Origin of the sequence: uncultured Dialister sp. (assembly GCF_900538805.1) — a bacterium.
In the GTDB taxonomy this organism is placed as follows: Bacteria; Bacillota; Negativicutes; order Veillonellales; family Dialisteraceae; genus Dialister.
The window spans coordinates 1-6,595 of record NZ_UPZP01000114.1; the positions used below are offsets into that span (position 1 = coordinate 1).

The following is a 6,595-nucleotide window of genomic DNA, read 5'->3' on the forward strand; positions in this document are numbered from 1 at the left end:
CTAGGGAAGCACTGATTAATTCGCAGAATCGAATTTCATATGTATTTTTATCCAATGCTGCGTCATAAGTCTCCTTAAATAGCTTGCTATTCGCGTCGACTTATTCCTTGCGTTGGATAAAAATCCAAGAATGAAATCCGATAACGATTTAATCAGCGCTTCCCTAGAAACGCTGTCTTTTTCTATCCCATTTACAGTTCTATTTTTCCTTTGTGTTCCCTGGCTTTTCCGGAAGCCCGGCAGTCTTTGCAGTAGCCGTAGATTTCTACCTTCGGCTCCGCCACTTCAAAGCCGTATTCGCTGTCCATGTGTTCTTTATATCCCTTTTCCAGGTCCACGTCCACCGGAAATACGCGGTGGCAGGACAGGCAGATGGCATAATGCACCGGCGTGTCATGGGCGTATTCGTAGCGGGTAAGGCCGTCGGACATGGTGGTGGAACGGAAGAGAAGCCCCTTTTCCGCCAGGGCTTCGCAGTTCCGATAGACCGTGGACAGGCTGAGGCGGGTATCCTTGCCCCGCACCGATTCATAGACTTCCCCCGCCGTGAGGGGCAGGCTCTTTTCCAGGACTTTCAAAATCATAATCCGCGCTTTCGTCCTTTTCATGTGCTTCTTTACCAGAATATCTTCCAAACTTGCCATAGCCTTCTCCTTATGATTTTTCGTTCCTTTGAATACATAGTATACTATATATTCGATTATATGGGATTTTCTCTATCCAGTCAAGAGAAAATTCTATGGAACCGTAAGGCGGATGGGGCTTCGCCCCAAGGGTTCAGAAGGTTTAAAGGGTTCAAGGGGGGAAGGGTGACGGGGCCCTGCCCCGAGGGTTCTTAAGGTTCTTAGGTTTGACGGCGCCTGCGGCGCCGAGGGTTGTGGATTGCCGCTGACGCGGCAATGCTTATAAAAAGCTGCCTGCGGCAGCCTTGGTGGGCGCCTTTTTGGACACGCCCTTTGGGCGTAAGGGTTCAGAAGGTTCAAAAGGTTCAGAGGGTGGTAGTGGGCGCCCTTCAGCGCCAGTTTTGATTAAAACCTTTACAACCGCCCTGGCGGGCGGGGAAAACAGGCAAACCGGGCCTGTGGCCCGATGGAAATGCACCCCTATCCCCGCCTGCGGCGGTACTTCCCTCGGAGGGGGAAGTTTGCTCTGCGCTTACCGTCCAGTTTCATAAGTTGCACAAAAGATAGCGCCGCTAGAATCTCCCCCTCCGGGGTGGCAAAGGAACTGGATTCGTAGGGGAGCAAAGCGACCTGAGAATCCAGTGACATGCTTTCCCGTGGAGAGACGCCGCCAGAGGCGGCAGAAGGGGTGCATTTCCACGGGCGCTAGCCCGGTTGTACGGTTTTCCCTCCGTAACTTCCATAAGCACCGGCTGCCCGAAATGCCCAACACCCATAGTGCCCCCAGCGGAGCTGGGGGTGGCAAGGGAACTGGATTCGTAGGGAGCCATAAGGCGACTGAGAATCCAGTGACATGCTTCCCACCGGGCAAGGTGGTGGCGCCAGCCACCAAAGGGGGTGCCTCTGGAATGGTACAGGAAGCAGATGACACAATAAGATTCCCGTCTCAATCCCTTGTTTCCCCTTGAGGGGAACGCCACGTAGTGGCAAAGGGTGTACGAGGTCAAGCGCCGATGTGACACTCCACTGCCAGCCTGCCCGCCATTCGGCGGCCTGCTTAACCTCAGCGTATCTTTCCGTTTCTTACCCTCATACACCCCTTCTCCACTTCGTGGCCCTCTTCCCCTAAAGGGGACGCAAGATTTTTCGCTGCATATCCTCTTCGCCCGGCGGGGAAGCAGGTTCCCAGGTATAAAAAAACTCCCTTCCCGCGGGAAAGGAGTTTTTCTCAGCTTACATGGCCTGCATTATTTAATGTCGTACATGCCGCTGACGCCTTCTTTGAGGTTGATGTAGATGTTCTTCATCTGGCTGTAGTGTTCGAGCATGACCTTATGGGTTTCTCTGCCGATGCCGGACTGTTTGTAGCCGCCGAAGGGGGCGCCTGCGGGGAGGTCGTTGTAGGTGTTGACCCACATACGGCCGGTACGAACGCCGCGGGCTACTTTAAGGGCGGTATTGATGTTCTTGGTGAAGACGGCGCCGCCGAGGCCGTATACGCTGTCATTGGCCAGGGCGATGACTTCGTCGGCGGTTTTGAATTTCTGTACCACCACTACCGGTCCGAAGATTTCTTCCTGGCATACGCGGTCGCTGTTCTTGTCGGTGACAAGGATGGTGGGTTTCATGAAGAAGCCTTTGTCGCAGCCGTTTTCGGTGTATCTTTCGCCGCCGGTGATGAGCTGGCAGCCTTCGTCAAGGCCGATCTGTACGTATTTCAGTACTTTATCCTGCTGGGATTTGTAAATCTGGGCGCCCAGCTGGGTTTCGGGGTCCGTGGGGTCGCCGATTTTAACGTTTTCAAAGGTAGCTTTCAGGTGTTTGATGAATTCGTCGAAAATGCCTTCCTGTACGAAGAGGCGGGAGCCTGCGCAGCATACCTGGCCCTGGTTGAAGAGGATGCCTTTGCATGCGCCGTCTACGGCCTGGGCAAGGTCTGCGTCGTCGAATACGATGTTGGCAGATTTGCCGCCCAGTTCGAGGGTGACAGGGATGAGTTTGTCACAGGCAGCCTGGTATACGCCGTGGCCTACTTCGGTGGAGCCGGTGAAGGCCAGTTTGTCCAGGTCCGGGTGGTCAAGGAGCCACTGGCCGGATTTGGAGCCTTTGCCGGTGATGACGTTCAGCACGCCCTTCGGGAGGACGTCCTGGATGAGGCGGGTGAGTTCCATGAGGGACAGGGATGTATGGGAGGACGGTTTAATGACGATGGTATTTCCTGCTGCCAGGGCGGGAGCCAGTTTCCAGCATGCCATGGTGAAGGGGAAGTTCCAGGGAATGACCTGGCCTACCACACCTACCGGTTCATGGAGAATGAGGGAGAGGGTGTTGTCGTCGAGCATGGTGGCAGAGCCTTCCCATGCGCGGAGGCACCCTGCGAAGTAGCGGAAATGGTCGCTGCCCAGGGGAATGTCGGCAGCCTTGGTTTCACGGATGGGCTTGCCGTTGTCCAGTGTTTCCACCAGTGCCAGATGGTCTGCATTGGCATCGATAATGTCTGCAATTTTCAGCAGGATATTCTGTCTTTCGATGGGAGAGGTCTTGGACCAGGCGGGAAGGGCTGCTCTTGCCGCTTTCACTGCTTTGTCCACGTCTTCTTTGGTTGCTTCTGCGAAATAAGCCAGGTGCTCGCCGTTTGCCGGATTGTGGGCGTCAAAGGTAGTGCCGTCAGAGGCGGGAACGAATTCGCCATTAATGAAGAGACCGTACTGTTCCTGAATGTCTGCTTTTGCCATAATAATACCTTCCTTTCAATCACTTGCGGGGATAATCCCCTGTATGAGATGCTCCGCTGAAGTTTGTACGATATCCGGTGGTTCAGCGGGATGTTTCTTTCAGCTGCGAAAAGAAATACAACCTTTCATACTGTTCGATGGTCACTTTCTTCTGCATGGGTGCTGTAGTCATAGTATATCATGGCGGGGAAGAATATTCAAGAGTATCGATAAGCATGATGGATGGTTTTCTATGCAGTTGGAAATGATTCAGGAGGTTGTGAATAAAAAGGTTCTTAAGATTAACCGGCTTTCAGCCGGAGGGTTCTTAGGTTTGACGGGCCCTTTGGGCCCGAGGGCAGCGATGGCGGCTCCGCCGCAAATTAAGAAAAAAGGGGCGCGGCTTACGCGTTTATTATTGTCCCACCGCTTGCGGGGTGGCAAGGGAACATGATTCGTAGGGGAGCACAAGCGACCTGAGAATCCAGTTTCCTTGCCACCTAAAAAGGAACGCAGGGGCGTTACGCGCTTTTCTTCCGGCCATACTCGTCATTCTCGCAAGGGGCAGGGGCTGTGAAATAAAAAAGAAGCCCCTTGGGAGGAGCTTCTTTTTATCTCAGAAGAGATTAGAATACATAGTTCAGGGATACGGACCAGAGGTCGTCGTAATCCTTGTGGTCATCAGTCTTCACATCGAATGCATATTCAGCATGGAGTTTTACATTCTTCTGGAGAATTACATCGCCAGTAGCCAGCCAGTATTTAGCAGTGTTTACATCGTTAGCTGCATCGGTTGCTACCAGGGAAGCTGGAGCTACGTTGTAGGTGGTGTCGTCCAGGAAGGAGCCTTTTTCAGCATGGATGTACTGAGCGCTCAGATCCCAGGTGCCCGGTTTCTTCCAGTTTACGCTGCCATAGCCAAGGCCTGCAGTCCAGGTGTAGGGGTCGCCTTTGTATTCGGTGTTCTTGTAGTAGTCACCGAATACTTTGAAATCTCCGCCAAGGCCGGCAGTGAGGCCTGCGCCGATGAGGCGTGCATCCAGGGAGTCCTTGCCGTCCAGGTATTCTACGTCGTAGGAAATGCGGCCTGCGTCACCGTAGATACGGCCCAGGAACATTTCGTTATCGTTCTTCGAGTTGGTAGCTTCTTTACCAACCAGAACCGGTTTGCCCAGTCTGCCACCGAAGAGACGGCCATATCCCAGGTCTACGTTTACGCCGCCCAGTTTAGCGGTAGCGATAGCACCGTCGAATTCATCATCGAATTCAATGCCGGTCTGGCCCAGGAAGAGGTCCTGACGGCCCAGGGTTACGCTGAAGTCATCGCCGAACTGATGGTTAACTTTCAGTTCTTCCATCCATACGCTGCTGTTGGAATCAGCATCTTTGAAGTTCATGTCGTAACGGAGACGGCCAGTAGCAACGGTGCTGTCGTTCACCTGTGCCTTGGCGATAATCTTCATACGGCCATCCCATTTATCAGCAGCTTTGGTGGTAGCAATTCCATCATCATCAGCTGCATAGCTCTGGTTGAAACGCATACGAGCGTTGCCGGACCAGGCAATGTTGCCCACTTTCTTTTCCAGGTTGGAAACGCGAACGCCCAGGTTTGCCAGTTCGTCAGCGTATTCGCCAGCCAGTTTGTCCAGAGTTGCACGCTGTTCAGCGTTCAGCTGGTCTTCTTTAGCCATGAGGCGGGCAATGATCTGAGCCAGTTCATAACGGGTAATGTTTCTTTCACCTTTGAAGGTGCCATCCGGATAACCTTCTACAACGCCCTGGTCGGAGAGGTCGGAGACTGCCTGGTAAGCCCAGTCATCGGTGGAAACATCGGAGAATGGATTTGCGGCGAATGCGGAAACGCCAGCGGTGAGTGCAGCTGCAGCTGCGATTGCGAGAATCTTTTTCATAGTTCTTCGCTCCTTTGAAATAAACAATAGAGAAAACGGAGCCCTTTGTTTTTCAGGAGTTCAGATAGAAAGCCTCAGCGCGAGTGACCGTGTTTCCTCTGCCTGCTTTTTTCTCTTACTGTCCGTCCGCCCTGGGAAGGGGGCCTCCTTCCCGCGGCTGTATTTACGGTACCATTTCTCGAAAGAATCCGCAATTACCCTGCTCCGCGCCATGGTCAAGCACTATGTACCTTACTCTAAGTGTCTATTTTTGTCCGTGATTTGGGGCTTTCTCTCTTTGCTATAAAATATGCTTCTCCGAGATATAGAAAAATTTTTATCCGATTTTCAGGGCCTTTCCTGAGAATGCGGAATCTATAGATACACTTTTTCAGTTTTTTGGCTATATGTATATGCTCTCTACCCCCCCCGATGTACTATTGACAGGTTCTTTACTGCGCGCCTTATACTTATGGCTAAGTTTATGGACAGAACTCCGCAGTTTCCAAGACTTGGAATCCCCTGTTTCTTCGCAAAGCAGGGATTTCTTTCATGTAGAAATTGGAATTTCATTTTAATTCTTAACAGGGGTAAATTTTATGGCAGAACGTTTATATACTATGAAGGATGTGGTGGAGCTCACAGGCATTCCATCCACCACTCTTCGGTTTTACGACAAGAAGGGGCTCCTCCAGTTCGTCCGGAGAAGCGTGGGCGGCGTGCGTATCTTCACGGACCATGACATCGCCATGCTCCGCATGATCCAGTTTCTTCGGAACGTGGATATGCCTATCCAGGAAATCAGCCTGTTCATTTCCCTCTACATGCAGGGTGCCGCCACCCGTCCCCAGCGCATGGAGCTTTACAGGAAGCATATAGAACAGCTGAAGGAGGATGTGAAGAGCAAGGAAGAAAAGCTCTCCGCCGCCTCCTTCATGAACGACCTCCTGACGGACCGCCTGAAGGCAGGGGAAACGGAAAATGACCTGCCCCTCACTATCCTGAAAAAGGATATACCTGAGGAAATGAGGAAGTTCTTTACAAGGAACGAAAAGAAATAGGGGGCGCAAAGCGCCCCCGGGTTCAAAGGGTTCAGAAGGTTCAGAGGGTTCAAAGGGTTGTGGTGGCGGCTGGCGCCGCAAATATAAATAAGAAGGGGCGCGGCTTCGCCGCGGGTTGTGTAGAAGGGTTGTGTTCGCTTCGCTCAGGGGCGGGAAAAGGTTCTTAAGATTGACCGGCCTTGGGCCGGAGGGTTCTTAGGTTTGACGGCCCTTCGGGCCGAGGGTTGCGGTGGCCTTTGGACACGCCTTGGCAGGCGTGAGGGTTCAGAGGGTTCAGAAGGTTCAAAGGGTTCATAGGGTTGTGGTGG

4 protein-coding genes are annotated in these 6,595 nt (G+C 52.6%); 1 reads left to right on the top strand and 3 read right to left on the bottom strand.

The window, feature by feature from the left end; genetic code table 11:
• Positions 1-191: 191 nt before the first annotated feature.
• From QZQ29_RS08435 to QZQ29_RS08445, 3 genes are all read right to left on the bottom strand, one after another.
• Positions 192-644, bottom strand: a complete 453-nt coding sequence (locus tag QZQ29_RS08435; RefSeq protein WP_296962294.1) for a Fur family transcriptional regulator — start codon at positions 642-644, stop codon at positions 192-194.
• Between the two features lie 1,226 nt (positions 645-1,870).
• Entirely contained in the window at positions 1,871-3,358 is a 1,488-nt protein-coding gene (locus tag QZQ29_RS08440) for an aldehyde dehydrogenase family protein (protein WP_296962296.1), read from the bottom strand.
• 605 nt (positions 3,359-3,963) lie between these two features.
• On the bottom strand, positions 3,964-5,247 hold the full coding sequence (locus QZQ29_RS08445; RefSeq protein ID WP_296962297.1) for an S-layer homology domain-containing protein: 1,284 nt from the start codon (positions 5,245-5,247) through the stop codon (positions 3,964-3,966).
• Positions 5,248-5,825: 578 nt separating this feature from the next.
• Here QZQ29_RS08445 and QZQ29_RS08450 point away from each other — a divergent pair.
• Positions 5,826-6,287, top strand: coding sequence for a MerR family transcriptional regulator (locus QZQ29_RS08450; RefSeq protein WP_296962298.1), 462 nt, complete (start codon positions 5,826-5,828; stop codon positions 6,285-6,287).
• Positions 6,288-6,595 lie beyond the last annotated feature (308 nt).

Bases quoted from the DNA above. Each gene is read 5' to 3' on its own strand.
- QZQ29_RS08440 (WP_296962296.1), bottom strand. From the start codon at position 3,358: ATGGCAAAAGCAGACATTCAGGAACAGTACGGTCTCTTCATTAATGGC.
- QZQ29_RS08445 (WP_296962297.1), bottom strand. From the start codon at position 5,247: ATGAAAAAGATTCTCGCAATCGCAGCTGCAGCTGCACTCACCGCTGGC.
- QZQ29_RS08450 (WP_296962298.1), top strand. From the start codon at position 5,826: ATGGCAGAACGTTTATATACTATGAAGGATGTGGTGGAGCTCACAGGC.
- QZQ29_RS08435 (WP_296962294.1), bottom strand. From the start codon at position 644: ATGGCAAGTTTGGAAGATATTCTGGTAAAGAAGCACATGAAAAGGACG.